Genomic DNA, 25782 nt, shown 5'->3' on the forward strand with positions numbered 1-25782 from the left:
CAGAGCCAACCGAAGCCGCCCACTCCGCCAAGAGCTGCCTGCGCTTTCAATAGCAAGACACAGGATATTCATCTGCGACTTGCTATCCTTTGTTGTGTATTACAAAACATAGAAAACGTTGGGTTCAGTTCCTTCGCTTTCGAAAAGCCGTTCTGTCTTTTTTCCCTCGAGATACTTACTAACATCGCTTTCTGGGTCATCCAAATCGCCCCAATAACGAGCCCTCGCGGGACATAGTTCCATACATGCAGGTGCTTCACCACGATCAACACGATGCGCGCAGCCGTTACACTTACCCATGACCCCAGAAACATGCTTTGGAGCGTCGCTGTCACCAACAGCGAAATCGACACTGTAATTCAACTCTTCTTCATACAAAACGCGTACATCGTAAGGACAAGCGGTAACACATGAACCGCATCCGATGCACTTTTCAGAATCAACAACTACAATGCCGTCTTCGCGTTGGATCGACGCACCCGTAGGGCACACAGAAACGCAGACCGGTTTGCTACAATGCTGGCAATTGATGGGATAATACACTTGATACAGATTGTCCGGATACGTACCTCGAGCCGTGTCTATCGACTTCCCACCATCGGTTTTAATGTGATTCCACCAAACGTCATTTGGAAGATTGTTGCTCATCTTGCACGCAACGGCACATGTGTGGCATCCAATACAACGAGATGTGTCGATGGCCATTCCAAATCTCATAACATCCCCCTTAGGCTTTCTCGATCTCGATCAGCGCGTCAAAGAAACAGTTGTTTGGAGTAAAGGGATTGAATGCTCTCGACGTCAAATTTGAATAGTGACCTTTAATAAACTGGTCTTCTTCCCAGCCCTTAGGTGCAACAACCACTCCTGGGCGACATCCTGCATGAATCTCGGCCATAAACACCGCTTCACCTCGGTCATTAAAAGCACGCACATGATCGCCATCGCTGATACCTCTAGCTTGAGCGTCGTTCGGATTTATGCGGATAGTCGGCTCGCTGTAGAGTTCCAACAGCCACGGAGCGTGTCCCCATTGCGTATGACATTTCATCCTGTTGCGTTCGGTCGTAAAGATCAGCGGGTACTTCTCTGCCAGCGGATTCGCCTCGAATTCAGCAACCGTTTGGGGCCACGCCTCCGCAGGCGGTTCCCAATAAGGCAAACGCGCTTTTTCCACGTCAAAGGACTGCCCGTAGTTAATATAGGGAGCGGGCTTCTCGTAATAGAAGTTCAGGCGAGTGGTCGCGGTTCTGAAAACACCTGTGCCTCCATGGATGTAATATGGATCGCCCCCCATAATATCGATGTACTTCTCATCTTTAAGACGATCCCATGTTATCCCATCAGTCTTGGCGCCGTCATTTTCAAGTGTCGCCGCGAGGTATTCCTCTAACGACATGGAAAAATCGTCCTCGAAGCCCATAGCTTTTGCCAGCATGTTAACAATATCGACATCGGTTTTGCTCTCGTAGAGGGGGTCGACGGCCTTTTCCTGTAGCAGTAGGTATGGCGACGTTTGAGGCATGATTTCTTCTGCCTCAAACCAATGCACACACGGGAGAACAATGTCTGCGTAGTTAGCTGTATCGCCCAACCGCATGTCAACTACTACCACCAGATCGAGCATGTTAAACAACTCAATCCACGAATTCCGATCCGTCTGGTTGCCAAGGGGATTGCTGACCCAAATATACAGGCTACGCAGATCGAAAGGCTTGCCTTCCACTTCTTTAGCCTTAACGTTATCAAGTAGATTCGGTGAAACCACCGTCATACCCGGTGTGGCATCCTTGGGCGTGAGCAATGCCGGCTTCACATACTTCAAAAGCCCTGCGTATGTCCACTCATATCCGCATGTAGCACCAGGCTTGCCAATGTTTCCGGTTATGGCAGCAAGAGCGATTTGGGTAAAGTACACACGCTCACCATTCACGTAATGGTCAGGACCGAATCCTTGGTAGATCGTCGAAGGACCTTCGACGTACAGCTTTATCAGTTCCCCAATCGTCTCTTCTGAAATGTCGCACAATTCAGCGGCGCGAGCAAGGCTCCATTTCTTGCAGCTTTCGACAAGTAAGGTGTAGGCGCATGTAACCTTTATTCCCTCAATCTCAAATGTGCCTTCGAAAACAGGATCGGACACCTCTTCAGAAGTTCCATGATTACCATTTGCGTCGCACACTATTGGAGCGTCAACCGCATCTTTTGCGATTTCGACACCAAGATCGCTTTGACGCAAAAACTTACCATCGCTTTCCTTTACTAGGAAAGGACCCACTGTTGCCTTCTTGATGTAATCAGCATCGGCTAAGCCGTTTTCATGCACATAATTGACCATAGCCATCAAAAGGGCGTTGTCTGTGCCAGGACGGATAGGGATGAACATATCAGCATGCGAAGCAGAAACAGTGAAGTTCGGATCAATCACGATAATCTTGGCGCCTGCACGCTGAGCGTCCATAATGAAATGCCAGTTCTGCGGCTGGGCCACAGCAGGGTTCGAGCCCCACAGGATGATGCACTTCGCATTTACGATATCGGCGATCTCGTTTGAGTTGAACCCATCGCCAACGCCTTCTGCGTGAATACCCGCATGGAAATAGCAGTTGTCGTAGCAGAATTGAACAGTGGTGGCACCCATGCGATCGCGCAGACGACCAGCATAATTGGCGGCGGCAACACCGAAGTTACCGGATCCAGCCATGAAAGCAACGCTTTCCTTGCCTGATTCCTCTTGATATTGCTTCCATTTCGAAGCGATTTCGTCAATAGCCTCTTCCCAGGTGATTTGTTCCCACTCGCCTGATCCACGCTCACCAACACGACGAACAGGTGCTTTAAGACGGTCTGGATCGTAGATGCGCTGCAGATGCGAATGACCGCGCTGACAAATTCTACGATACTGCTCATCAGGCAATTTAGCGGCGGTCGTTGCAACAACCTTGCCATCGCGAACCTTGATGTCAAGTGCACATCCACCGAAGCAATTTCCACGACAAACGCCAGAGCACACCTTCTCATCTGCAGGCTTTCCGGCTTCCGGCGATGTTTCCAACTCGTCTTTCGGTGCGCAGCCCGCGCCGGCTACGACAGCCAAACCCAGTGCCGCAGCGGAGCCTCTGAGGAACGTACGACGACCAAAGTTCCGATCGGAAATCCGTGTAGTCTCGTCCATTGATAAACCCCCTTCGATACTACCTTGCAAACCCGAACAATTCACCGGCGTATCTGTCAAGTCTGCAATCCTGTCTTGGGAGCCTTGATCCTTGCAGTATATGCACCTTAGGCAGGCCCCTCCTTCATCGAAGTCCTTCGATGAATGTATCTTATTATCCTACTAAACATATGACAAGTATGCATTTTTAAGGATAATATAGCCCCATGAAACGTCATTGAAATACGCTCCATGGGGCTTCGTTTGTACGAGGGTTGCCAATTGGCGATATGCTACCTCATCAGATCCCGAGCAACATCGACGCTTATATCGTTGAAACCTTCACTATAAGCGCTGGGAACCACCACCATGCCACCACTATGCTTCACGCTGTCATGGATCAGATTCATCGTACGTAATTGAATAGCCTTTTCGGGACAACCATACGCATTGGCTGCCTCTACATACATCTCCGAAATATCACGTTCGACTTCCGCTAGAATTACACGCGCATCGCGTTCACGTTCGGCCTGAGCCTGTCTTGACATAGCATCCTGCAGTTCCTTGGGAATAACGATGTCTCGAATCTCGACAGAAACAACTGATAGCCCCCAGTCTTCAACTTTCTGAGAGATGATGCGCTGTAGTTCCTCATCGAGATAGCTACGGCGTACTGCTATCTCCGAAAGACTGATTTGACCAATGACATCGCGCATGGCGGTCTGCGCACATAGCGATATAGCCTCTTCGAAATTACGCACCTCCGTGCAAGCCTTCTCAGCATCCCATACAACCCAGAACAACACTGCATCCACATCAACTGGCACGAGATCACTTGAAAGCGTTTCTTCCGCTCCGAAGGCTGTCGTGCGAATACGCTGATCTATCTTTGCAGCCTCAGATTCGACGATGGGGATAACGAAATAGATGCCCGGACCCACAACACGATCGAGCCTACCGAAACGAGCAATAGCCACCTTTTCCCATTGAAAAGCAATCCGTACTGCACTGGCACATACAAGGCCGACCGCAAACGAACCTATAATGACACCAATGCTGATAAAATCCCAGAACAGCCACAATACCAAAGCTACCGGCACCGCGAACATAACGGCTGCAAACAACATCGATCCGTACTGTGTCGTCGTGCTCTCCTGTTCGATATCTACATAGCGAACAGCTTTCCGATCGTCTACCGGTGTTACACGATTCTTTTTCTTTGTCATTGCGCATCCCCCTCAATCGCATCCGCCTGCGCATCTCGATAGCGCGAGACCCGCTTCATAACCTGATTAGCAATGTCGTCCAACGGAACACCAATCTCCAAACAGCGATCAATCATCAAATCGATAACGCTGTCAGCTGGTGAATCCTGACTGTCATTACGTGGTTTGGCTATATCGTTGACAAACGTGCCACGTCCACGATGAGACACGATATAGCCATCGTGAATTAAGCTGAGGTATACCTTATTTACGGTGTTATAGTTGATTTTCAAGGCTATTGCCAACTCGCGTACGGTAGGAAGCCGATCATCTGGCTTGTAGTATCCCGACGATATCAGATATATCAACCTATTGCGCAATTGCAGCCAAATGGGAACGCTGCTACGTTCGTCTATTTCTAGCTCTTCCACTACCTCGCCAATCTAGTCATCTTCTCGATCAAGCAACCATCAACATGAGTGCTTTGTATTCTACGGCGGCATTCATTACGCAAAAACGCAGAAAGAAACCACCCACAAGAATCAAAACACCCAAAACAGTCAGAAACCAATTCCCTGTTTGTTTTCGGCATGTGAATGCAACTTCCATTACCAACGGTACCAGAAGACCGCAAGTAACAAACCCTACCCAAAATTGTAGCGGAGCGCCATCAATAAAAAGTTGTTTAAACAGCGTCAGCTCATCGAGGCCTCCAAGTTGTAGCCACATCGCACCCAAAGCAACACCTTCACACACGATGCATACAACATCGGCTCTAAGTAAGCATTCGATAGGCTTTGCCACACTCAAACAAGAAAAACCTGATAGACCTACAACAACCAGTAGTGCTGCAGCGCCCGTCGACAAAGATGAGAATAAAAACAGCGCGATCAGAAAAGGTGATGACCAGGGAGCCACTGTCCACATGCCATTGAGGTAGATACCCGTATAAACAACCACAATTATAGCCAGCGCTCCTGCAAAGATTTCAGTAACTCTGCTAGCCTTCCGCCCTACGTGAACCGGCATTAAAACAAACAATAAAAGAGCGGTCACACATATGATAAACGTCACGAGAACAATGGCACCCAAATTAAGTACCGATAAAGTTGGTTGGATGAATAGTAGATGGGCCTGTTGTGGACGAGTAAGATCACCTAACAGGCAAATGCATCCCATAATGGCAGCAAGCAGGACGATGATAAGCATTGCCTTGTATGTTCGACGGTGTAACCTCACCCACTGCCATAAAACCAATTCGGAATGATTCTTCTCTTCCTCGCCTGAAGATGATGCAACGTCGATATACCAACGAACACCCAAGCACACCAAGCAGGAACCACCGGCAAGGCCGCCGAAAAACAGATACCATGTAACTAATTCGCCGAACAAGTGGCATCCTGTCATAGTAGATATAGAAAATACATGACAAATTGTATCATAGTGCGAATGGCTCGCTGAGTTCGACCCTGAGCTGTCACCGCACATGTGGTTCTGGTTGGTTGCAAATGTTAATGCAACAAGGGGGGGTGTGTTTAGTAATTCAACCTACCCACATGTGGCTCTTACAAGTCCGCGTGCCACCGAGCGCCCCTCGTGGGCGCTTCCCTGTATCTTCTTTTTTCTAGCTGCGTCAGCTGTGGATTTTCCCCAGAAGGGAATCCGGATATACGACTATGCAAAGTCAGCCAAAGCTTCTGCCATTTTTTACTCGCTCCATGGGTCATAATTCGGATTATCCCCATGCTCCGCGCAGAACCGCACCGTTCGTGACCACAAGCCCCAAGCTTTTTCCGGTCGAATCATTATGTCAAAAGAAGGATAATTACTGATCTTGATTATTTTATTCTCGCTCCTATAATAGGCGTCAAGGGGGAACATAACAACAAGGACGCACTTCTGCCACACGTCTTCTTCTGCTCAATCCTTCCTTCCGTGCTTTTGCAGCGCGCAATGCAAGGCCGCGCGCGATCGTTCTGCGCGACAAAGGCGAAACTGACGAGACAACCAAAGCAATGAACCGCAACCTCGCCACGCGAGACGCGAGTTTCTGCGACTCCATCGAAACGGGACGCTGCCCGCTTGCGCCTGTCTGACTTGGATAACGACGTTGCCTGCACTAGGTTGCGCATTGCGAAACACGATTCGAGGAAACTATGACAGAGAAGAAAAGCCTGACGAGGCGCACCTTCCTTCAGGGAACCGCTGCGCTGGGCGCGTTGGCTGCACTTACGGGGTGCACCTCGTCATCTTTGGAAGAGGCCCCGGTCAACCAGGAAGCAATCGACGGAGGCGAAGTTGAAGTTCGTCACGCGTGGTGTCAGATGTGCGGCCCCGCGCGTACCAGCTGCTCCACGCTGTGCTACATCAAAGACGGCCGCTGGGTCAACGTGGAGGGCAACCCCGCCGCCGGCAACAACTGGGGCCGCGGATCGCGCTCGCTGTGCGCTAAGGGCCAAGCAGCCATGCAGACCATCTATGATCCGACGCGCCTGTTGTACCCCATGAAGCGCGTTGGCGAAAAGGGTGAAGGTAAGTTCGAGCGCTGCACCTGGGACGAAGGCATCCAGGCATTCGCCGACAAACTGAAAGAACTTGCCGATGACGGCATGCCCCAGGCTCTCGGAATGCTGTCGCCGCAGTTCTGGCCCGTACTCGCCCAAATGGGCCGTCGTTTTATGAACGTGTATGGCACACCCAATTACATGCACAGTGCTATTTGCGCCTCGCAGCGCGCAGCTTCCAAGCGCATCTCCATTGGCCCGAAGGCCGATTGCGCGCCGAAACAAATGGACAAGACCGAGCTTTTGGTTATATGGGGCGCGAACCCCGAGAACTCAGCCGTGAACCAAGGCCAGCCCGCTAATATCGTAAAGCAGAAGGCTCGCGGCATGAAGCTCATCGACATCCGACCGATGATGGACCAGCTTACCTCCAAGGCCGACATCTGGCTGCCCATCCGCCCCGGCACCGATGGCGCACTGGCGCTTGCCTTCCTAAACGTTATCATCGGGGAAGACCTCTACGATCACGATTTCGCGGAGAACTGGTGCAACGGCTTTGACAAGCTGGCTGAGCACGTGAAACAGTTCAGCCCCGAATGGGCCGCCGAGAAGACCGGCCTCGACGCCGAGCAGATTCGCACCGTCGCCCGCATCATGGGCACCACCAAGCCCATGGGCATTCTGTACGGCAACGGCATCGGCGACCAGCAAAACGACGGCAACTGGGAATGCGTATCCATCTGCCTGATCGAAGCCATTACCGGCAACTTAGATGTTCCTGGTGGTGGCGGTGCAGGCAAGGTAGCGCCCCCACCGTTGGTTAAGACAAGCGCTATCGACATCCTGACCGACCGCATGCCCGAAAGTGACATCGACAAGGAAAACGGCTTCGCGCCCGGCGTAGGCAACTTGGTTGCACCCGAGTTCCCGCGTTGGTACCAAGGGCCTAAGACCTGGGAATCGGGCGGGTCAACCGCATACTATAAAGGTCTGATGAGCATTTTGTCCGAAGAGCCCTACCCGCTGCGTGCTGTGCTCGGCCAGGGGTCGAACCCCTTCGGCGCCACGCGTCAGCCGAAAAACGTCGCCGAAGCGCTGAAGAAGCTGGAGTTCTACGTAGTAGTAGACACCCACTGGAACTCGTCATGTGACTACGCCGACTACGTGCTGCCTGCCTGTTCACACTATGAGGCGGGACAGCAATTCGCCACGAAGAACTCGCCCGCTGGCACCTTCATCGGCATGAACCAGCAGATCCAAGAACCTATGGGAGAATCCCGCTCCGACTGGGACTTCCTGCTCGATCTGGCCGTAGCCATGGGATACGGCGATGACTTCTGGGGCGGCGACATGGACGAATGCCTGCGCGAGCAGCTTGCCGGCAGCGGTATCACGCTCGAGCAGCTGCGCGAAGCCAACGGCGGCATCTTTGTCGAGCGCACCGACGGTGCCAAGCCAACCGATCCGGTGTACCAGAACTACGGCGAGCTGTTTGCCATGCTTCCGAACGGTAAAGTGCAGTGCTACAACGAATGGATTGGCGGCAAGCCGAATTGCATGGAAACCGGTGAACTGGGCTTTTTGCCTGAGTACTCCGGCCCGCCCGAGGGTATTGCCGAAACCCCCGATCTGGTGGAAGAGTATCCGCTCATCATCAGCGACGTTCATGCATATCGTCTGTGCGAACACAGCTACTACGTCAGCATCCCCTACCTGCGCGAACTGCAGCCCTACCCGTGGGTACGCATCAATCCCGCAACGGCAAAGAAGTACGGTATTGCCGACGGCGACTGGGTGAAGATCGAATCGCCCTACGGCTGGTGCAAATTGCAAGCCCAGTATTTCGAGGGTATTTCACCTGAGGTGCTCATGGCCCGTCGCGGCTGGTGGCAATCGTGCGAGGAACTAGGCCTGCCCGGATACGGCAGCCTTGACGGCGGCGCCGACACCACCGTTTTGTACAACACAGACATCGAGAAGTTCGACCCGTTCCATTCCTCCATGGCGAAGCAGACGCTGGTTAAGATCAGCAAGACCGAGGAAGGGGAGGAATAACCATGTCCAAGCAATACGGATTTTACGTCGATACCGACAAGTGCATCAAATGCTGGGCGTGCGAAATCGCCTGCAAGCAGTGGAACGGCATTCAAGCAGGCACGGTAGCGCGCCGCAAGGTGCACGAAGTGACCACTGGCACGTTCCCCAACGTCACCCGCAAGTTCATTTCTCTTTCCTGCATGCATTGCGCAAACCCGGCCTGCGCCAGCGTGTGCCCGGCCGGCGCCATCACGAAGCGTTCGGAAGACGGCATTGTCGTTGTTGACAAGAACAAGTGCATCGGATGCCATTACTGCTTCATGGCTTGCCCCTTCGGCGTGCCTCAGTATACCGACGAAGGTATGGAGAAATGCGACTGCTGTATCGGCAATGGCGTCACCCCGGGAGACACCCCCCACTGCGTGATGTCGTGTCCCACTCAAGCGTTGCAGTTCGGCGAGCTGGCTGAACTGGGTGACGCTGTGTCGCAGATGACTGCAGCAGAAATCGTGGGTACTCCACTGGCCTCCGCAAACGCCACAGCAGGACCAACGGTAACCGCGGCTACGGTTGTGATGACCCCCGACGAGCTGGCAATTGATGATGGCGGCGAGAAAGTGGCCGCAGTCAACAGCAATGGCTGCTAAACAAGGAGGTTTCTAATGGCTGAGTTGCAAACGGTATGGGGCTGGCTGCCGGCCATATACCTCTTCTTAGCAGGCCTCAGCGCTGGGACGTTTCTTGCCGTAACCGTGCTGCGATTTGCTGTACCTGATCGCTTTAACCGCACGATCACGTACGGATCATGGGCAGCGCTCGCGTTTTTGGCTGTAGGTCTGCTCGCGTTGCTCGCTGAAACGGAGAAGCCGTTTCAGGCGCTGATTATGTTCACGAGCTTTGTGAATTTCTCGTCGTGGATGACCATCGGTGCATGGTTGCTGCTTGTGGCCTTTGTGCTGTTCTTAGTCAACGCAATACTGGTTACACCCCGCCTCGTTCAGAATGCGGGCGCAAGTGCAAAGACAGCGGGCAAGGTGGTTGCCATCATCGGTGCTGTTGCGGCTGTATGCGTAGCGCTGTACTCGGCAGTGCTGCTGGGAGCTGCACCCTCCGTGCCACTGTGGCAAACATGGACGCTGCCGCTGCTGTTCTTAGCATCGGCGGTTGATACAGGTCTCGCACTAACGCTTATGGTGCTGCTGTTCGACAAGGACAAGACCGACAACCCCAAGGTGGTCGCACTGTTCGAGCGCGCCATCTGCGTAGCTGTTGTAGTAGAAGCTCTAGTACTGGCGGCGTTCGTATTGACATCTCTGTCGAGCGATGTCACTTCCGCATACTCCGCAAGCATTCTGACGAGCGGTGCTATGAGTGTGCCGTTCTGGGCAGGCGTTGTGATTATTGGCCTGGCTATTCCCCTGGTCATTTCCGCCATCGCCGCAGCAACAAGCGGCAAGGACACGAAGTTGCCCGTCGCCGCATCCGTTGCGGGTGGTGCTTGCTCACTCGTGGGCGGCTTGGCTCTGCGCTACGTCGTGCTGGCTGCAGGCACGCACGCAGCAATCATTGCCCCGCTCGCCTTCGAGGCAATGCTGGGTATCCAGCTTATGCTCTAAATCTACCAGCGGTGGCCGGTCCGTACAATCGGACTGGCCACCGCAAAAAAGGCTGCAAGAAAGGTTGCAAGAATGAATGAACGCCATCCAGGCTCTTCAACGAGGGAATCCAGCGCTGATGCCTCTGCCGCCGAAGTCCTTGCGGAAGCAATGCCGACGGCGGCAGAAAGCCGTGCAGCAACGTACCGCTTTCTATCAGCGCTGCTCCTGAACGAAGTAACCAGCGATTTCCTGAAAGCAGCGGCTACTCAGCCACCAGTTACCGATGGGACGCTGGGCGCCTATTTCGCATCGCTTTCCACTGCCAACATCGAGCAAGCGCGTATCGACGCCGCAGCTGAATTCGCCGCCCTTCTACTGAACATGTCGCCCAATCCGGTGGCAGTGTATGAGTCGGTGTACACCAGTCCCGAACACCTGATGATGCAGGAGGCTCGCGACGGGGTGCTGGCTGCATACCGCGCTGAGGGCTTCGCCGTAGGAAAGAGCCAGAACCTACCCGAAGATCACATCAGCTTTGAGCTGGAGTTTATGGCACTTCTGTGTGAACGCGAAGAAGCGTGCATGAGCACCCTCGATGCCGCTGGGGCGGGCCACAGCCGCGCCGTGCAGAAGGCCTTTCTGACCGATCATCTGCTACGCTGGGCACCTATCTTGGCCGCCGACCTGGCTTCAAAAGCGCGCAGCAACCTGTATCGTGGCCTTGCCGAAACGCTGTCGCAGTTTCTGGAATTCGAGCGGGAAGAGTTTGGGTTACCACCAGCGAGCCAGCACGCTGCCTGCTAACGTGCATTGCGTGCGTTAAGGTTGCGTGTGTTGATCGCATTAGCATGACCACGATCAGAAAAATGGTTGCCATTCGGGTGGCTGGAAGATACAATAGACTCACAGCAACCGACGCAGATCTTTCTGCTACCTGCGTCACTTCTGCACAAGGGCATACTTTGCCCACTTTTGTTGTTTTTAATTCTGCAATTCGCTTGGCGAGCTGTCGTGCGATTTCGTGCGGCATTAAGGTGGCTCACATAGCTGCCTTAATGCGCCCGCAAGAATCACACGTATGCTGTTGAGCTTTTGCGTCGGCTTCGCTCATGCGTGCCGGCATTGTTATTCGGACCGTACAATAGTGAGACGGCCGAGTTAGACAAAAGGGAAGGGAAATTAGTTATGAAGAAAATCGCAATTGCCGTATGCGCGTTCGCACTGTCTTGTGGCCTGCTTGTCGGCTGCAGCTCCAGCGAGCCCGCAGAAGAAACCACCGAGCCCACCACCACCGAAAGCACCGAAGCTACAACTGACGAGGCCGACGATGCTGCCGACGCTGGTACCGTAGAGGTCACCGAGACTGGTGTTGCCATGCAGCAGATGGCTCCGGCCGACGCTGAAGCTAACCTGGACAACCCCGAGTACGTGTTCGTTGACCTGCGCAAGGCAGCCGACTACGAGGCTGGCCATGTTCCGGGTGCCGTCAGCGCTGATCAGGATGCTGCCGTGAACGGTGACTACGCTGCAGGCGTTGAAACCATGAGTGCTGCGATGAAGGACGCCACGGGCAGCGAGAATGGCGGCGACAAGAAGATCGTCCTCATTTGCTACAGCGGCAAAAAGTACGCTCAGGCCGGCACCGATGTGCTGAACGCCCTTGGCGCCAACATGGACAACGTGTACACCCTCGAAGGTGGCATGAAGGCCTGGACTGGCACAACTGAGGCATAAGCTTCTCTTTTGACCCCTCCTCATCTCTCGCCTCCCCGGTTTATCCGGGGAGGGACCGGACCCGGGACCCCCAACCCGGGCCCGGTTATTTTATGCTTGCCTGTTCGTGATTTCATTGGAGAACGATTACAGGTTGTTTGCGCCATCACTGTTATCAGTGTCATCTACACTGAATGGTGCGCTGCCCTCGCGCGCTGGTGTGCCGTTCGTCTTCTGCTTCCGCAGTTTGCCAACGCCGCGTGCGGCAAGCGCTGCGCCGCCTGCGATGGCGGCGATTCCGGGGCCCGGCAGTACGAGCAAGGGAACGCCTGCGACTGCAATCGCGCTGCCCGCGACAGTTTGAGCAATGCCTGCCGCGCGGCTGTCAGAGGAATCCATAGCGCGTGCGGCGTTCGCTGCGGTTTGCCCCGCATTCTTTGCGGCGTCTTTAACCACAGGAGCGGCTGCTTTGGCGCTTGTCACGGCTGCTTTCGCTCCTGTCGATGCCGCTTCGATACCAAATGCGGTCACCTTCATGCCAGCTTCGGCAGCTTTTGGAACGATGGTTGTCGTCACTGCATTCGAAGCGAGTTTTGCTGTGCTGCTCGCGATGCTCTTTAGCGCTTGCGCTGCGTCGTTCGTTTGCATGCGGTTTCCCATGGTTCCTCGCTTTCTCGCTGGTTTGCGTTTCCTATGATAATGATATGCGTTACACCTTGTCCGTTGCCCTTTTGCAACGCAGTAGTTTCCCGATTGTTGCCAGCGCCTCGACTATTACTGTGGAAGTTATGTTGACAGCGTCGGTCGCCGCTTCGGGAGACGGATGCGCAGGCATGAAGACGCTATCGCGTTTCGGGCCGCATCAAGGCGTAAAAGGCACGTAAAAGGCTACTCTTGACGTTGTGTCGCCGGTGGACAATTCGCACTAAGCTGCTACAATTACGAATTCCGAGAGGAGCTGGGGGTCTTCGATTCTGCGTAAGGGGATTGCCGGCTTGCTCTCTTTCGATTGACGATAACCCTTGCTACTTAGTCTGCAAGTACGTGCGCTATTACGGTTTCCGTAATTTCGTCAGGGGTTGTTCTGCGAGCGCCGATCGAAGTTTAACTTATCGATAGGGCTTTCTGCACAGGCGCGCCCCACCCGGCACGTTCTGACCTTGTCGTACCTATCTAAATGCAACGAAAAAGGAAAACTGCTTATGGATACTCGTAAGAAAGAGATTACGACGCTTGTCGTTTGTGGTTTGCTCGCCGGTGCCGTGGCAGTTGTGCTGGCCATTGGCGGCAACCCGAAGAACATGGCAATCTGCGTCGCGTGCTTTATTCGTGACATCGCTGGTGGACTTGGGTTGCACTCTGCCGCTAAAGTCCAGTACATCCGCCCCGAGATCATTGGTATCGTCGTCGGTGCGCTTATCATGGCTATCGTCGGCAAGGAGTACAAAGCGACCGCTGGTTCTTCACCGCTGACTCGCTTCTTCTTGGGCTTTATGATGGTCATCGGTGCCTTGGTGTTCTTGGGATGCCCGCTTCGCATGGTGCTGCGCATGGCTGCTGGCGACCTGAACGCATGGATCGGTCTGGTTGGCTTTGCCGCCGGTATCGTCACTGGTGTGTTCTTCCTGAAGAAGGGCTTCTCGCTGGGGCGTGCAGTGAAGGTTGGCAAGGCGGAGGGCATCATCCTTCCTGTCGTGCTGGTTGTTGTGTTGGTGTTAAGCCTTACCACGGCCCTGTTTAAAGCTTCTACGGAGGGCCCGGGTAGCATGCACGCCGTCGTGCTCGTGTCCACGCTCGGTGGTCTCGTGTTCGGTGCGGTTGCGCAGAAGTCCCGCATGTGCTTTGCGGGTGGCTTGCGCGACACCTTCCTGGTGCGCGACTTCAGCGGGCTTATCACCATCGGCTTGCTGTTCGGTATCGTACTCGTGTACAACCTGGTGACTGGTGGGTTCAAGCTGAGCATGGCCGATCAGCCCATCGCTCATTCCCAGGCGCTGTGGAACATCCTCGGTCTGTACGTAGTTGGCTTCGCCGCAGTGTTGCTGGGTGGCTGCCCGCTTCGCCAGCTGGCACTTGCCGGCTCCGGCTCGGGCGACTCGGCGGTCACGTTCCTCGGCATGCTGGTGGGCGCTGCGTGCGCACATAATTTCAACCTCGCTTCCAGCACCGATGGCGCCACGATGGGCGGTCAGATCGTAACCATCGTGTGTATCGTGGCCCTGTTCGCCATTGCGGCGGTTAACCTGAAGAAGCGCAACGCGTAAAGGAGCGAATCATGATCGAACTCGATGCTAAAGGGCTGTCGTGCCCCCAGCCGTTAATGATGGTGAACGACGCCATGGCTGGCAATCCTGGTGAGACTATCGTCGTTGAGGTGGACACCGCTACGCCGCGCGATAATATCCTGCGTCTTGCCGCTCGCAAGAAGCGCCAGGCGAGTGTGGAGGAAGTTGACGACATCTTCCGCATTACCATCGAATAGCGCACTGTAATCGCATTTCCCGAACGAGAAGAGCGGGTATGCGAAACGGCAGGCGGGCCCTCGGTGTGAGTGCCCGCCTGTTTTGATGTTGGGAAGGAGCGCCGATGCGCAGCAGGAAGATAAAGCTGGTTGTTTCGTTCTATACGACAGCCGACGCGTTTGCGTTTGAAGCTGCATGCAAGCAGGTCGGCGTGTCGGGGCGCTTAGGAACGGTGCCGCGCCAGATGTCGGCCGGGTGTGGCATGGCATGGTACGCCGAGCCCGAGTCGCGCGACCGCATTGTGGCGATGTGTACTGAGCAGCATCTCGAGTACGAGGACATGGCCGAGATAGAACGCTAAACGATTTCGATGGTTCCGGCGGCTGCCGTCGTTGCGTGCCCGATGCGCCAAGGTGCGCGGCCGGCATGGCACTCAAACGCTTCTTCCCACGCGCGCGCGTTTTCCGGCGCGATGGCAACCAGGAGGCCACCGCTCGTTTGCGGGTCGCAGAGCACGCCCATGCGGTTGTCGAATTCGTCGTCGGTTAAACCCCGTGCAGACGTGAAGTCTTCGGCCCAGTCGATCAAGTCGAACGTCTTTCCCGGGCGGCAATAGGCGCAAGAGTGGTCGTAGGCGCGCTCGAATAAGGGAATGCTGTCCCAGCGCAGCTTCGCCCCGCAGCCGCTCGATTCCAGCATTTCGTGCAAGTGCCCCACCAGGCCAAATCCGGTCACGTCGGTGGCCGCATGCGGGCGCACCTCCAGCATGGCATCGCCACCTGCCTTATTCAGCTCCATCATCTGCTCGATGACTGGACGCATGCTCTCTTCGGTTTCAAGGCCCGCGCGTAATGCCGAGTTCATAAGCCCTGTTCCCACACGCTTGGTGTAGTACAGTAGATCGCCCGGCTGAACGCCCGTGTTGCGTATGATGCGGTCGGGATGCACCATGCCAAACACCGACAAACCATATTTGGGCTCGTCGTCGTCAATGGTATGGCCACCCACGGTAACCGCGCCCGCTTCTGCAACCTTGTCGGAACCGCCACGGATAACTTCGCCCACAACCGACGTTCCCAGCTCGGCGGGGAAGGCGAGGATGTTCATGGCCGCTACGGGTACGGCTCCCATGGCAAACACGTCGGACAGCGCGTTGGCAGCTGCCGCGCAGCCAAACTCGTATGGGTCATCCACTACCGGGGTGAAAAAGTCGAGTGTCAGCACCGCTGCCTGATTATCGTTAATGCGGTACACCGCTGCGTCATCGGCAGTTTCGAATCCCTGCAAAAGCTCGGCATTCGGCGGCGGCGCTATTGTTTCTAGGATATCCTTCAGGTCGCCCGGACCCCATTTCGCGGCTCAACCGCCTTTATCGGTCAGGCGCGTTAGGTGGATGCGCCCGTTTTCGTCATACGCCTGGTCAAGGCGCGAGTTTCCGCATGACATAAAGCGTTCCTTTCGGTTGTGGGCTCGTCGATTATAGCGGGCCGGTTGTGTGTTCGTTCTTCCGGCCGAAACACGATGCGGCGCAAGGCTAAAACACCGCATGTTGAGGACGAGATGACCCATATTCGTGCTCGAAAATTTCGAGAATTATCAATGACTTCGCGAGTATAGCACGGCCTGTGGGCTATAATACAGCGAACTCTGATCGCGATTATGGAGATGGATGGGGCCTGGTGGCTCCCGCGGCCTTCAAAGCCGTTGCGAGGCGCGCAGAACGTCTTGGGTGTGTTCGATTCGCACGCATCTCCGCCACTTCTTCGCCGGGGTACTTATCTCAAACACCCCAGAACAAAACGGCCCTTGCTCACTGTTTCCTAGGATTGTGCTTCCTTCTCGGCCAAAAAGAACTCTACGAGCACGTCCATGCTGGGATGCTCGACTTCTTTCAGGAGGCCATTCGCTTCGTTCAGTAGTTCGCGAATCTGAGTCGCCTGTTCTTCGCTTTGCCGTTTTCCCTCCTTCGTTGTGGCGTCTCGCTGAAGTTGCCCTAGATTAGCCAGCTCTTCGCGGTAGTAGCGCACGTCCTCGCGCAGCTGCTCGACGTATTCTTCATGGGCTTGCCTGAATTCCTTGGTTTTGAGCCACTTGTCTTGCGGGCGAATACGGCCGGTGGCTTCGACGAACTCGCGGGGAAAGGCATCGGCATACTTGTCAAGATACTGGTCGGCACCCGCTATGGTAGTAAGTTCATAGCAATCCCTGAACAGGTTTTTTCCCAAGTGTTTGAGCCCGTCCGGTAATGTGACGGCGCGCAGACCGTTGCATCCGCGAAACACCTCGTCACCAATGTTGGTCAGCGTTTCGGGAAGCGTTAGCTCGGAAAGGCCAGTGCATCCGCAAAACGCATCTTTACCAATAGTGGTCACGCTGGCGAACATGTCGATGCTGCGGATTTTCGCGCACGAACGAAACGCACCGAGTCCGATGCTTGTTGCATTTTCGGCTCCATCAACATGCTCGAGCTTCAAGCAGCGGGAAAACATCGTGGCGGGAATGGCAGTAAGCGAAGAGGGCAGCGTGGCCCGTGTGAGCGACGAGCACCCCAAAAACGCATCTTTGCCCACAACGTGCACAGATTCCGGCAGCTTAATGCTGGTCAGACTTGTGCATCCCTTGAACGCCCGGTTGCCAATGCGTTCGAGCGTGGAGGGCAACACCACGCATTCAACATCCGTGCAATCTTCGAACGCACCATCGGCCAGGCGGGTCACCCCTTCGGGCACCTCGACCACGGCGCGTCCTTCGCCACGGTAACGTTCGAGCGTTAAATCGAAGCAGGGGTCGGGTATGTTACTGCCTTCGAGGTTCTCGTTTTCGCCCTTTGCAGTTTCGCCCATGGTGGTTTCGCCCCTTTCATTTCCGTACTTGCTGTGATAGTTGTCGTTGCGCCGATTATAAGGGAGCACAGGCGCGCAAACATGCAAGATGCAACACACAAGATGCAAACGCGGAAGCGCGGCGACGAATAATGGTGAACAAAGGCAGCGAACAAATTAACTGTTGCAACTAAATTATTTCAACACAAATGCACAAATGTATTATAATCGCGACTGGCAACCGATTCTGCCAACGGTTGCTGCAAGCGTCTCGGTACGCATACAGTTCTGCAAGCATCTTCTTAATGAGCCAACGATCGGTCGAGGGAAGGTGCATTTTAAAAGCCGCATTCTTCTGCTGTTTGCCTTGACGGGAAACGGCGGGGAAGAACACAGCGGCTTTGCACGATTCTGCACAAATGACATTCTGCATAGCGGCATGCAGCAGCATGTAGCAACCTTACAGGAAGAGGCCACAGTGGTTTCAGAGCGTATGCGCGTACGCCTGAGCAGGCGGTCTGCTATCCGCGAGGCATTTGAACGCGCCGGCGTGCTTGCGCGCACACATGGCGCGGACAACGTGTTCGACTTAAGCATCGGAAACCCTACAGCCCCTTGTCCGGCGGGGGTTGCGGCGGCGCTAAAGGAAACGGCCGCCCTACCCGACGAGCCGAACATGCATGGGTACATGGATAGCGCCGGCTACTCTGACGTTCGTGACGCGATGGCGGCTTCGCTCAAAGCGAGGTTCGGCATTGATTACACAACGGAAGATATTGTCATGACCACAGGTGCCGCGTGCGCCTTAAACATCGTCATGCAAACGCTGCTCGATCCGGGTGACGAGATCATCGTGTTCCGCCCGTACTATCCAGCGTACGAAGCGTTCGCTTTAAACTGGGATGCCCGTGTGGTGAAGGTTCCTTATTGTAGGGAAACGATGTTGCCCGATGTGAGCCGTCTTGATGAAGCGTTCTCGCCGCGCACGAAAATAGTGCTTGTCAACACGCCGAACAACCCGTCGGGTTTGGTGTATCCGCATGCGGTGGCCGAAGCGATTGCGCACGCTGCCGAGCGCGCGCAGCAGGCGTTTAGCCACGACATCTACGTGGTGTCCGACGAGCCCTATCGCGAGCTTCTGTTCGATGGCGCGCAAAACCCGCAGTGGCCGTTGCTGTATGACAACACGTTTACGGTGTACTCGTTCAGTAAGTCGGCATCCATTTCCGGCGAACGCATTGGCTACGTGGCTATGGCACCTGGTCTGCACGACAAACAAATCATCAGACAAGGCTTGTGTCGATCGTTGGGTGACTTGGGCTTCGTGAATGCCCCCGCCACGGCCCAGCGTATGGCGAAGCACTGCGTAGATAGCTTCGCCGACCTCGCCCAGTATGACCGCAACCGCATCGTGTTGTACGAGGCGCTTTGCTCGGTGGGGTTTTCCCCGGTAAAGCCCAACGGTGCGTTTTACATGCTACTGCCCGCGCCCGATGGCAACGAACAGGCTTTTGTTGATCGCTTGCTTGCCGAGAACATCGTGGTTGTTGGCGGTGGCGAGTTCGGCTGTCCGGGCTATGTACGCCTGTCGTTTTGTGTGTCGGCAGAAACCATTAACGCGGCTATCCCGCATTTTGCCTGCGTAGCACGCTCATACGGCTTAAATGCCACTTCGGAATCGTCTTCGGCCCCAGAATCGTCTTCAGCCTTGGAAACGTCTTCAGCCTTGGAAGCCTCGGCTACTCCTTCGGCCCCGGAAGCTTCGATGCCGACCGCGCCTGTTGCCTCCGCAGTTCCTGTAGCTACTGCTGCCCCCTGTATCTGTCCGCAAAAGGAGACCACCCACCATGAATGACATCGTCGTTGACAACCTCTCGTTCGCGTATCCGGAAACCGATCGTCTCATCCTGAACAACGTTCATATGAAGGTGAACGCAGGCGACTTCGTGTGTCTGCTGGGGCAGTCGGGCTGCGGCAAGAGCACGTTTCTGCGCCTGCTTGCTGGTTTGGAGAAGCCGACGAGTGGCAGCATTTCAGTCGGCGGGCAGCAGGTGAGGGGAACCAGTCTCACGCGCAGTGTCGTGTTTCAAGACTACGGTCTGTTCCCCTGGATGTCGTCGGGCGAAAACATTGTGTTGGCGCTGCGACAGCGTTATCCGGAGAAGTCGAAGCGCGAATGTCGCGACATGGCGCTTGCGGCTATTCAGTCGGTGGGCCTTTCTGCCGACGTGTACGACAAGTTCCCCAAAGAGCTTTCTGGCGGCATGAAACAGCGCTGCGCTATCGCGCGTTCGTTCAGCATGAATCCGCCCATCCTGCTCATGGACGAGCCGTTCGGCGCACTTGACGCCGTTACTCGCGCGCGCCTGCAGGACATGGTGCTCGATCTGTGGTCGCATGAAGAGCAGAAGAAAACCGTGTTTTTCGTCACGCACGATGTGGAGGAAGCATTGCTTCTGGCCACGCGTATCTACGTGTTCGGGCAGTCGCCCAGCCAGATCATCTTCGAGAAGGAGCTGCCTGCCGAAACGAAGCCCGACCGCAAGGGTATGTACGAAAGCGAGCAGATTATCGAGCTGCGAAACGAGCTCGTGCAATACATCAACCAAGACGTGCTCAGTCACGTTGAGGAATAAAAGAGGGAAGCGCGAGGGAGGGCCTCGTGCGATAGAAGGAAAGGAAACGAACCATGGAAAACATCTCGCGTCGCAAGTTCGTCGGGCTTTCGGCAACTGCGGCTGCCGCGGCGGCAGTTGCACTTTCCGGCTGCTCGAGCGAGGAACCTGCAAGCACCACCGAGCCTGCTGCTGAAGAGGCACCGGCCACTGAAGAGAAGCCGGCCGAGAAGAAGACCATCCGCTTGGGCACCACCAACGACGGTCACATCTTCAACGCGATTGCCGAGAAGAATGGCTACCTGGAGGATGCTGGCGTGAACGTTGAGGTGTCGGTGTTCAACTCGTCCGACGATGCGTTCGCTGCTCTGTTCTCCGACAAGGTTGACGTGCTGTCCAACAACGGCACCAACCTGCCGCTCACGCATGTTGCCTCCGGCCAGGACCTCACCATCTATGCTGGCTACATGATCAATGGTTGCATGCCCATCATCGCCAAGAAGGGTACTAAGTGGAATGGCGTTGAGGACCTGGTTGGCAAGACAATTGCTTGCTCGGGCAACGAGTTCGCCGTGTTTGGCCCGTTCTACGATGCTGGTCATACCATGGATGAGGTTGAGACGATCGTGCTTTCCAACCACGCTGACCGTGTAGAGGCTGTGCGCACCGGTAAGGCCGACTACGCCATTTGCGGCACCAGCCAGAACTACACCATTCAGCAGCTGGCTGACGAGATCGACGTTATGGCCTACTGCAGCGACATCACGCCGAACTACTCGTGCTGCCGTGTTGACTCCCGTCAGGCGTTCCTCGATGAGAACCCCGAAGCGGTAACCGCCATGCTCGTCGCATGGATGCGCGCGCAGGATTGGTACGAGCAGCATCGCGACGAAACTGCTGAGATCGTTGTCGAGCAGACCGGCTCTACGGTCGATTACGTGAAGGCCTACATGGACAACGAGCACTACGACCTCGACCTCGACCCGTACAAGAGCTCGGTCATCCGTGCATGGGACTGGATGATGGAGATGGGTCTGTTCCCCGAGGGAGCCGAAGGCATCAACATCGAGGATCATATCGACACCTCGCTGTACAAGGCTGCGCTCGACGAGTGCACCGAGAAGTATGGTGCGGAAAGCAAGGCTTTCTACGACAAGCGCAACGAGATTTTCGAAGAGTACAACGCGTAGTACTCAAAACGCAAGGTAGGAGTGCGGGTCGCGCATGTGTGGCCCGCAAACAGGCGGCCGGTCACGCTCGAGTCAACTCGGGCGGCCGGCCGTGCACAGGCAAACAGACGGACAAGGGACGCGCATGGACCATATCGTGAAATTCGTAAAGAAGTACTGGATCACTGCGGTGTTGTTGGTGGGTATCTTCTTGTTGTACAAGTTCGTCACCGATCGGGCGATACTCGATCCGGTGTTGTTCCCTACGGTGGACAAGATCGCCAACGCATTCAAGGACAACGCCGACGTCATGCCTATGAACTTTATGGCGTCCATGCGGCTGCTTATTCCGTCGCTCATCATCGGCACGGTGATTGCGCTTGCCCTTGGTATTCTCATGGGCTTAAACAAGCGCCTGCGTGAGAGCATTTACCCTATCATCTATGCTGTCAGTGTGATTCCGGCCATCTTGCTGTCGCCGTTCATCCTGCATCTGGCTCCGTCATTCGCGTCGGCATCCATTTGCATGATCGTGTACAACACCATTTGGGCGACGCTGTTCGCTACCGTCACCGGCATCGTGACCATCGACAAGCGCTATCTCGACAACGCGGCCACATTGTGTTTGACCGGCATGAAAAAACTCACGAAGGTGGTGCTTCCCGCGGCCATGCCCTCCATCATGGCAGGTTTGGTTACATCGCTTCGTAGCTCGTTCATCATCTTGGTGTTCGCTGAAATGTACAGCGCTCAGTTCGGCATGGGTTACTTCGTCAAGAAGAACGGCGACTTCGGTCTGTACGCCAACACGTGGGCGGGCTTTTTGTTCATGATTGTTGTACTGGTGATCGTCATGCAGATCTTCGAAAAGGTGAAGGATCACATGCTGAAATGGACGATGGACTAAGGGATATTCATGACCGAAGAGTTCATTGACATCGCGTATAAAACTGGTGCAGGGCGTTACATCCAAGAGCCCGGAGCGCTTAGTCGGCTGGCAAAAGAGGTGCGCCGGTTTGGCACCAAGCCCTTCCTTATTGGAGGAGAGCATGCGTTTGCGGCCGCCCGTGACGTGGCGGTCGCGTCGCTTCGGGAAGCGCGCATGGAATTCGTTGACCACATGTACGCAGGATATGCGTCCCATGCGGCGGCGAAGCAGTTCGCTGCGGAAGCGCGTGAGGCTGGTTGCGACGTGGTGGTTGGTATGGGCGGCGGGCGCATCATGGACTTCGCGAAGGCCATTGCGGAATACGCAGGCGTACCCATCATCGAAGCGCCTACGAGTATTGCCACCTGTGCGGCATTCAGCCCGTTGAGTATTCTGTATACCGAGCGCGGCGAGTTTGGCGGCACGTGGCGTTATGAGCACGAGATTGATGCTGTGCTTGTTGACACCCAGGTTATGGCCTGTCAGCCTGCGCGGCTCGTCGCCGCCGGCATGATGGATTCCATGGCAAAGCTGTACGAGATAACCAATGGGTCGCCCACGTTTGATGCGACAAGCGAAAACGTACAGCGCTTCTGCGCCTATGAGCATGCGCGGCTTAATTGTAAGTTGCTGCTCGAATACGGGCCAAAGGCATATGCCGACGTGCAGCAGCGCCGCTTGACCGACGCCGTGGAGCGGGTGACGTTTGTGAACCTGGCGCTTACGGGCATCGTGAGCTCGCTTACGCGAGGCTTTCATCAGACCGCACTTGCGCACAAATTCTACGACGGCATGCGCACATATTTCACGAAAGAGGCTGCGCCATACTTGCATGGTGAGCTGGTTGCCATCGGTTTGCTCATTCAGGTGGTGTACAACAATACACCCGACGAGGTCAGTCGGTTGACGCGCATCATGCGTGCCATGGACATGCCCTGCACGCTTGCGGATCTGGGCATACGCGCTGATGACCCCCGTCTTGCTGTATTGCACGAATATGTGGGTACGCCGGAGTTTGTGCAGCAGGATGAAGCGTCGACTGACCTGTTCGATCGTGCGTTTGCAGGTGTTGTCGAGCCGATCTGACAAGAAACATAATACGAAGTGCTCGCACGCTGGCGAGTGTTAGCAAAAGCAAAGGAGGAATAATCCGTGGAGGAACTAGATCTGTCGAACGCGGGCTTTACTACGCGCGCCATTCATGCTGGACAGGAGCCTGACCCAGCCTACGGTGCGCTGGCGACTCCTATTTACCAAACGTCGACGTTTTGTTTCGACAGCATGGAAGATGGTATCGCGAAATTCGAGGGCACGATACCTGGTTACGTGTATTCGCGTGGCGGCAACCCCACCGTGCGTGCGCTCGAGCTGAAGATGGCTGCCATTGAAGGCGGCGAGGACTGTGTTGCCACCGGCTCGGGCATGGGAGCTGTGGGTTCGGTGATGATCGGGCTATTGCAGGCAGGCGACCACGTAATCGTGGGCGACTGCGTGTATGGCTGCTCGAATGTGGTCATTCGCGACGTGCTGCCGAAGTTCGGCATTGAGGTCACGCCGGTCAATACAGGCGACCTCGACGCGGTTGCTGCAGCTATCAAGCCCAACACGAAGATGATCTACTTCGAAACGCCCACGAACCCCATGATGCGTCTCACCGACATCGCCGGTGTTGCGCAGGTAGTGGGCGAGCGCGACATTAAGGTTGTCGTTGACAACACGTTCGCTCCGCCGCCAGTGCAGTATCCGCTCGCTTGCGGTGCCGACATCGTGCTGCATAGCGTGACGAAGTATCTGAACGGTCACGGCGATGTTATTGCAGGTGTCATTGTGGGTTCAGCTGATGATATCGCGCAAATTAAGAACATCGGCGTTACCAAAACATGCGGATGCTTTTGCTCGCCGTTCGATGCGTTTTTGATCATTCGTGGCTTACAGACGCTTGAGTTGCGTGTGCGCCGTCACTGCGAAAGTGCGCTGGCTGTTGCGCGCTTCCTGGAAAGCTCACCTGCCATTGAGCGTGTTTTGTACCCGGGTTTGGAGAGCTTCCCCGACCATGCGATTGCCAAGAAGCAGATGAACGGCTTGTACACGGGTATCCTGTCGTTTGAGCTGAAGGACGGCCTCGGTGGACGCAGCCGATTTGAGGCGGGTAAGCAGGTGGTCAACGCCATGAAGCTCGCACACGTTGCGGTGAGCTTGGGCGATCCGGCGTCGCTTGTACAGCACCCGGCCAGCATGACGCATCACAACGTGAGCAACGAGGTGAAAGCCAGCATGGGTATTACCGATGGCATCATTCGCTACTCGGTGGGCCTTGAGGATACAGACGACATCATCGCCGACTTGAAGCAGGCGCTCGCCACGTTGTAGCGTATGTGTTCGTGCTTCTGTCGCGGCTGCGATGAGAGTCCAAACGTATATCGATGGACAGTATTGTGGTGCCCATGTCTCCCAAAGCACTTCTCGCTTTGGGAGACATGTTTTTTTCTGAGCGAAAGCACGAAAAGAAAATGCGAAAAAGGGTTCACGCTAGAGACATTTTGTGCAGAGTGTCTCCATTTCTCGTATTCTTCAGAGCGAAAAGTTATGCATGAATTGGGACAAATTGCGAGCTGAATATGCGCAAAGAAATTTGTGAACGCGATAATATCCAATGAATGATTATTAACATGTATGAGTCAAAGATAAAGGGTTCAAGAAATTGTGCAACTGCACAATTAATTTATCGAATGTGGGTCTAAATGGCACTCAAATTTGCCTGTTGCAGGTGAACAAAAAGAGTGTTTTAATGGATACATCGGCAATTCTGGTAGACGTGCGACGGAAAGGATTCAGGAGCACTCAAGGCACCAGTCTCCTTAATCTTCTTCTAACGTATCGGCTGCGAGATAGCTGCATAGCCAGTATAGGCAGAGAAGACCTCTGCCAAAGAAAGGAGACTGTCATGGCGAAGATAGTCAAGTCTTGGAATGACTGGGATCCGTTGAAGCGCGTCATCGTTGGCCGCTGCGACAACTCCGTCATTCCTCCCGAGGAGCCCGCAACCTCTGAGAAGGTTCCTGTGGACTCCGACATGCGCGGCATGTGGGGCCTGCGCCCGCTGCGCACTGTTGAGGTTGGCAACGCCTGCCTCGAGAACCTGGTTTCTGCTCTCGAAGAGCGCGGCGTGGTTGTTGACCGCCCGACGCCTCTGCAGTGGAACCAGAAGATCGGCACGCCTGACTTCACCAACGATTCCATGATGACCTGCATGCCTCCGCGTGACATCCTGCTCACGGTTGGCAACGAGATCATGGCTTCGGCGAACTCCTTCCGTTGCCGCTACTTCGAGTATCTGGCCTACTGGCCGCTCATGAAGCAGTACTTCGACGAGGACCCCGAGTTCAAGTGGACCCAGGCACCGCGTCCGCGCCTGACCGACAAGTCCTACAAGCACAACTACTACGATGAGAAGATCTCGCTGGAAGAGCGCCTGGAGCGCACCGCCAACAAGGACTTCGTGACCACTGAGGTCGAGCCGATGTGGGACGCTGCTGACATCATGCGTATGGGCAAGGACTTCTTCATCCAGCATG

The 25782-nt window shown here is 55.1% G+C and carries 22 protein-coding genes, 1 tRNA gene and 1 pseudogene; 16 read left to right on the forward strand and 8 right to left on the reverse strand.

Annotated features, from left to right (window positions below; all coding sequences use genetic code 11):
- Positions 1-99: 99 nt before the first annotated feature.
- The 5 genes from G7Y44_RS02850 to nrfD (G7Y44_RS02870) form a co-directional block, all read right to left on the reverse strand.
- Complete coding sequence (locus G7Y44_RS02850) at positions 100-717, reverse strand: 4Fe-4S dicluster domain-containing protein (protein ID WP_165247376.1); 618 nt, start codon at positions 715-717, stop codon at positions 100-102.
- Positions 718-727: 10 nt separating this feature from the next.
- Positions 728-3175, reverse strand: a complete 2448-nt coding sequence (locus G7Y44_RS02855) for a molybdopterin-containing oxidoreductase family protein (protein WP_165247378.1) — start codon at positions 3173-3175, stop codon at positions 728-730.
- Positions 3176-3447: 272 nt separating this feature from the next.
- On the reverse strand, positions 3448-4380 hold the full coding sequence (locus tag G7Y44_RS02860) for a slipin family protein (protein ID WP_165247380.1): 933 nt from the start codon (positions 4378-4380) through the stop codon (positions 3448-3450).
- Positions 4377-4790, reverse strand: coding sequence for a GntR family transcriptional regulator (locus G7Y44_RS02865; RefSeq protein WP_165247382.1), 414 nt, complete (start codon positions 4788-4790; stop codon positions 4377-4379). Before G7Y44_RS02865 ends, G7Y44_RS02860 begins: the two co-directional genes overlap by 4 nt.
- 28 nt (positions 4791-4818) lie before the next feature.
- Positions 4819-5751 carry an NrfD/PsrC family molybdoenzyme membrane anchor subunit gene (nrfD, locus tag G7Y44_RS02870; RefSeq protein WP_165247384.1) on the reverse strand — a complete coding sequence of 311 codons (933 nt, stop codon included), beginning with the start codon at positions 5749-5751 and terminating at the stop codon, positions 4819-4821.
- A gap of 764 nt (positions 5752-6515) precedes the next feature.
- Between nrfD (G7Y44_RS02870) and G7Y44_RS02875 the strand changes: the two genes are divergently transcribed.
- From G7Y44_RS02875 to G7Y44_RS02895, 5 genes are all read left to right on the forward strand, one after another.
- Positions 6516-8918 carry a molybdopterin-containing oxidoreductase family protein gene (locus G7Y44_RS02875; protein WP_165247386.1) on the forward strand — a complete coding sequence of 801 codons (2403 nt, stop codon included), beginning with the start codon at positions 6516-6518 and terminating at the stop codon, positions 8916-8918.
- Between the two features lie 2 nt (positions 8919-8920).
- On the forward strand, positions 8921-9547 hold the full coding sequence (locus G7Y44_RS02880) for a 4Fe-4S dicluster domain-containing protein (protein ID WP_165043251.1): 627 nt from the start codon (positions 8921-8923) through the stop codon (positions 9545-9547).
- A 15-nt stretch (positions 9548-9562) separates the two neighbouring features.
- Positions 9563-10516 (forward strand): NrfD/PsrC family molybdoenzyme membrane anchor subunit, encoded by a 954-nt coding sequence (nrfD, locus tag G7Y44_RS02885; RefSeq protein ID WP_165247388.1) that lies wholly within the window; start codon positions 9563-9565, stop codon positions 10514-10516.
- A gap of 72 nt (positions 10517-10588) precedes the next feature.
- Complete coding sequence (locus G7Y44_RS02890; RefSeq protein ID WP_241159157.1) at positions 10589-11302, forward strand: TorD/DmsD family molecular chaperone; 714 nt, start codon at positions 10589-10591, stop codon at positions 11300-11302.
- 381 nt (positions 11303-11683) lie between these two features.
- The gene (locus G7Y44_RS02895) at positions 11684-12232 is read left to right on the forward strand and encodes a rhodanese-like domain-containing protein (RefSeq protein WP_165247390.1); all 549 of its coding nucleotides are present in this window, start codon (positions 11684-11686) and stop codon (positions 12230-12232) included.
- A 126-nt stretch (positions 12233-12358) separates the two neighbouring features.
- Here G7Y44_RS02895 and G7Y44_RS02900 read toward each other — a convergent pair whose 3' ends face one another.
- The gene (locus G7Y44_RS02900; RefSeq protein ID WP_165043243.1) at positions 12359-12871 is read right to left on the reverse strand and encodes a hypothetical protein; all 513 of its coding nucleotides are present in this window, start codon (positions 12869-12871) and stop codon (positions 12359-12361) included.
- Between the two features lie 542 nt (positions 12872-13413).
- Between G7Y44_RS02900 and yedE the strand changes: the two genes are divergently transcribed.
- From yedE to G7Y44_RS02915, 3 genes are all read left to right on the forward strand, one after another.
- A complete protein-coding gene (yedE, locus tag G7Y44_RS02905) occupies positions 13414-14475 on the forward strand; it encodes a YedE family putative selenium transporter (protein WP_165043241.1) in 1062 nt (353 codons plus the stop codon).
- 11 nt (positions 14476-14486) lie between these two features.
- Positions 14487-14693 carry a sulfurtransferase TusA family protein gene (locus tag G7Y44_RS02910; RefSeq protein ID WP_165043238.1) on the forward strand — a complete coding sequence of 69 codons (207 nt, stop codon included), beginning with the start codon at positions 14487-14489 and terminating at the stop codon, positions 14691-14693.
- A gap of 104 nt (positions 14694-14797) precedes the next feature.
- On the forward strand, positions 14798-15034 hold the full coding sequence (locus G7Y44_RS02915; RefSeq protein ID WP_165247392.1) for a DUF3343 domain-containing protein: 237 nt from the start codon (positions 14798-14800) through the stop codon (positions 15032-15034).
- Here the strand turns inward: G7Y44_RS02915 and selD are convergent.
- On the reverse strand, positions 15031-16119 hold the full coding sequence (gene selD / locus G7Y44_RS02920; RefSeq protein WP_165247394.1) for a selenide, water dikinase SelD: 1089 nt from the start codon (positions 16117-16119) through the stop codon (positions 15031-15033). The genes G7Y44_RS02915 and selD overlap by 4 nt on opposite strands.
- A gap of 215 nt (positions 16120-16334) precedes the next feature.
- Between selD and G7Y44_RS02925 the strand changes: the two genes are divergently transcribed.
- Positions 16335-16431: transfer RNA gene (locus tag G7Y44_RS02925), tRNA-Sec, on the forward strand.
- A gap of 62 nt (positions 16432-16493) precedes the next feature.
- On the opposite strand, the gene G7Y44_RS02930 is transcribed toward G7Y44_RS02925, so the two are convergent.
- Complete coding sequence (locus tag G7Y44_RS02930) at positions 16494-17516, reverse strand: leucine-rich repeat domain-containing protein (protein ID WP_165247396.1); 1023 nt, start codon at positions 17514-17516, stop codon at positions 16494-16496.
- A gap of 196 nt (positions 17517-17712) precedes the next feature.
- On the opposite strand from G7Y44_RS02930, the gene G7Y44_RS02935 reads away from it, so the two are divergent.
- The 7 genes and pseudogenes from G7Y44_RS02935 to G7Y44_RS02965 all read left to right on the forward strand — a co-directional run.
- A complete protein-coding gene (locus G7Y44_RS02935) occupies positions 17713-19350 on the forward strand; it encodes a pyridoxal phosphate-dependent aminotransferase (RefSeq protein ID WP_165247398.1) in 1638 nt (545 codons plus the stop codon).
- Entirely contained in the window at positions 19343-20131 is a 789-nt protein-coding gene (locus tag G7Y44_RS02940) for an ABC transporter ATP-binding protein (RefSeq protein ID WP_165043227.1), read from the forward strand. Before G7Y44_RS02935 ends, G7Y44_RS02940 begins: the two co-directional genes overlap by 8 nt.
- A gap of 53 nt (positions 20132-20184) precedes the next feature.
- Positions 20185-21300 carry an ABC transporter substrate-binding protein gene (locus G7Y44_RS02945; RefSeq protein ID WP_165247434.1) on the forward strand — a complete coding sequence of 372 codons (1116 nt, stop codon included), beginning with the start codon at positions 20185-20187 and terminating at the stop codon, positions 21298-21300.
- 124 nt (positions 21301-21424) lie between these two features.
- Positions 21425-22186, forward strand: coding sequence for an ABC transporter permease (locus G7Y44_RS02950; protein ID WP_165043225.1), 762 nt, complete (start codon positions 21425-21427; stop codon positions 22184-22186).
- Between the two features lie 9 nt (positions 22187-22195).
- Positions 22196-23293 (forward strand): iron-containing alcohol dehydrogenase family protein, encoded by a 1098-nt coding sequence (locus G7Y44_RS02955; RefSeq protein ID WP_165247400.1) that lies wholly within the window; start codon positions 22196-22198, stop codon positions 23291-23293.
- 66 nt (positions 23294-23359) lie between these two features.
- Positions 23360-24577, forward strand: a complete 1218-nt coding sequence (locus G7Y44_RS02960) for a trans-sulfuration enzyme family protein (RefSeq protein ID WP_165247402.1) — start codon at positions 23360-23362, stop codon at positions 24575-24577.
- 574 nt (positions 24578-25151) lie between these two features.
- A pseudogene (locus G7Y44_RS02965) lies at positions 25152-25782 on the forward strand (serine/threonine protein kinase); the annotation flags it as partial.

Source organism: Adlercreutzia sp. ZJ141, from assembly GCF_011038965.1.
Classification (GTDB): Bacteria; Actinomycetota; Coriobacteriia; order Coriobacteriales; family Eggerthellaceae; genus ZJ141.